This is a genomic window from Sulfuricurvum sp. RIFOXYD12_FULL_44_77 (assembly GCF_001830725.1).
Taxonomy (GTDB): domain Bacteria; phylum Campylobacterota; class Campylobacteria; order Campylobacterales; family Sulfurimonadaceae; genus Sulfuricurvum; species Sulfuricurvum kujiense_A.
In genome coordinates, this window is the sequence record NZ_MIBU01000199.1 from 1 (window position 1) to 2,369 (window position 2,369).

General features: G+C 43.8%; 4 protein-coding genes. All 4 read right to left on the bottom strand.

The annotated features are described in order from the left end of the window. A partial coding sequence (locus A2517_RS07470; RefSeq protein WP_294895669.1) for an MCP four helix bundle domain-containing protein occupies positions 1 to 1,044 on the bottom strand: 1,044 nt, incomplete at its 3' end. A gap of 1 nt (position 1,045) precedes the next feature. After that, positions 1,046 to 1,540, bottom strand: coding sequence for a chemotaxis protein CheW (locus A2517_RS07475; RefSeq protein ID WP_294895671.1), 495 nt, complete (start codon positions 1,538 to 1,540; stop codon positions 1,046 to 1,048). 79 nt (positions 1,541 to 1,619) lie between these two features. Beyond that, a complete protein-coding gene (locus A2517_RS07480; protein WP_294895673.1) occupies positions 1,620 to 2,153 on the bottom strand; it encodes a glutathione peroxidase in 534 nt (177 codons plus the stop codon). Then, a partial coding sequence (locus A2517_RS07485) for an EAL domain-containing protein (protein ID WP_294895675.1) occupies positions 2,150 to 2,369 on the bottom strand: 220 nt, incomplete at its 5' end. The genes A2517_RS07480 and A2517_RS07485, both read right to left, overlap by 4 nt.

The window sequence follows — 2,369 nt, forward strand, 5'->3', positions numbered from 1 at the left end:
GAGATTGGTTTGGAAAGCGATTTGATCGATGGTTTTGATAATACCGCTGATTTTAGCCGCTGATTCGGTGATGGCGTGCATTGAATGGGAGAGTTGTTCCCCTTTTTCGTATCCCGCACGTGCTGAATCGTTTGCATTCTTCGCCAAGATATCGGCTTGACGGGCGTTATCGGTGTTTTGGGTATTGATCGCGGTGGACTCTTCGAGCGTTGCGCTTACTTCCTCAACACTGCTGGCTTGCTCACTTGCCCCTTGTGCAAGAGATGACGAAGAGGAGGCTACTTGATCCGATGCCGAGGTGATTTGCATTGCACCGTCACGAATAGAGGTGACGCTTGCCGTGATAGAACGGGTGATAGAGCGGATGATCAATGTTGCCAAGAGTATTGCTATCGTGAAGGCAATCAACATAACAATCACCGTTAAAACCGTGTCACCATCGGCTTCTTCCTGTGAATGCTTTACCACTTCATTTCCAACATCGATATTGATCTGCGCTATTTTATCCATACTTTCCAATGCAGCTGAACGTGGAGCACGGCTTGTTTCGATAAAAGTCTTCATTTGGTCAAAATAGACAGCATCCATTGCAGGATTGGCATTGCTGATTAAAGGAACAAGGGTATTGGCACGAAATGCCAAGCTCATCTCTTTCCACTTGCCAAAATTTTCTTCAAAATTTTTCCACTCTACCGCCTCTTCAGGAGTTTGCGGAAGGGGTGCGTAGAGTTTATACCCTTTATCGAAACGCTCAAACCCTTTGACAAGTCTTTCGCGTGCATCTTCGAGTTTTTCTTTCATCTTCGGATCACCCTGAAGTGCACGAACGCGATTTTGTTGAATAACGACTTGATTGATACCCGTGCGCATTTCCATAATACCGACAATAGAAGGGAGTCTCACTCCGCCCAATTCATTGACCGAGTCTTTCCATTGTTGAAGATTTGTATACCCCATAAAACCCAATGTAGCAAGGGCAATCATCATAACTGTCGTCAGCAAAATCAACTTGCTTTGTAATACCATATTTTCTAACCAATTCATCTTATTCTCCTTGGGTTTCTGTTTTTTGAATCTGTTCAAGACTAATCAATTCATCCGCTTCAAAGAGCTTCAAAACATCTAAAATCATCACAACGTTCTCGTCCATCTGTGCCATCGAGCAGATAAAATCGGTATCGATGTTGTTACCGAATTTCGGAGGATCACTCATGTTGGCACTGTCGATACTCGCTACTTCTTCGACGCGATCGACGATAAAGCCGATATTGACTTTATCCACTTCGACGATAACGATCGCCGTGTGCATGTCCTCTTCTTTTGTCTCCATACCAAAACGAAGACGCGTATCAACGACGGGGATGATAGAGCCGCGCAGGTTGATGACGCCTCGCATATATTCGGGGGTCTTCGGGACGTTCGTCACCTTCATAATGGCGATGATCTCTTTGATCCGATCGATCGCAATCCCGTATTGTTCCTCACCCAAAAAGAACGTAAGGTACCGTTCCCGTCGCCCTTGGGCTGTGTTTTGTTCCATTTTAGACTCCTAATATTATTTTTAAAAATTTCACCCACTTTTTCATTTGCTTCTCTCCTCTTTTGCTCTCAATACAAACCTAGAGCAACCTCTCGATATCCGCTGCGATTGCTTCGGGCTTCACGTCCGGTGGATAGCGACAGATGACATGTCCGTTTCGGTCAATGAGAAACTTCGTAAAATTCCAATCAACCGACTCACTTTTATCCAGAGTTCCGACCGCTTTTTGGAGATAACGGTACAGGGGATCGGTATAAACATTAATTTTGCCGAATATCGGAAAAGTCACCCCGTATTTTTGTTTAAAAAAATGTTCCATTTCCTTCTCTTCCAAAGGTTCTTTTCCTCCGAATTGGTTTGAGGGAAACCCCAATACGGAGAATCCTCTTGGCCTGTAGAGACGATAGAGTTTTTCTAACCCTTCCAACTGCGTGCTGTAGCCGCAACAGCTGGCAGTATTGACGATCAGCATTACTTTTCCCCGATAAGGTTCTAGTGTAGTCATCTCATTTTGGAGTGTTTTGATTTCATACTTATAAATCGATGCCGAATTCAGCAGAAGTGCAAGAAATGTAATAATCCATACGGCAAGCCACCATTTTTTTTTCATCATTCCATCCTCCTTTTCGTGAAATCAACCTCTTCTATCAGCAACGGCATAGGTTCGCCAAAATAATAGCCCTGCGAATAATCGATCCCCATAGATTTGACTTTTTCGAAAATTGCTTTTGAATAGACGAATTCCGCTACAGTAGGAATTCCCATAGCCTGAGCCAGCGAGATGATTGTTTTTACAATCATCTCTGAGGTTTTATTGCAGTCAATATCT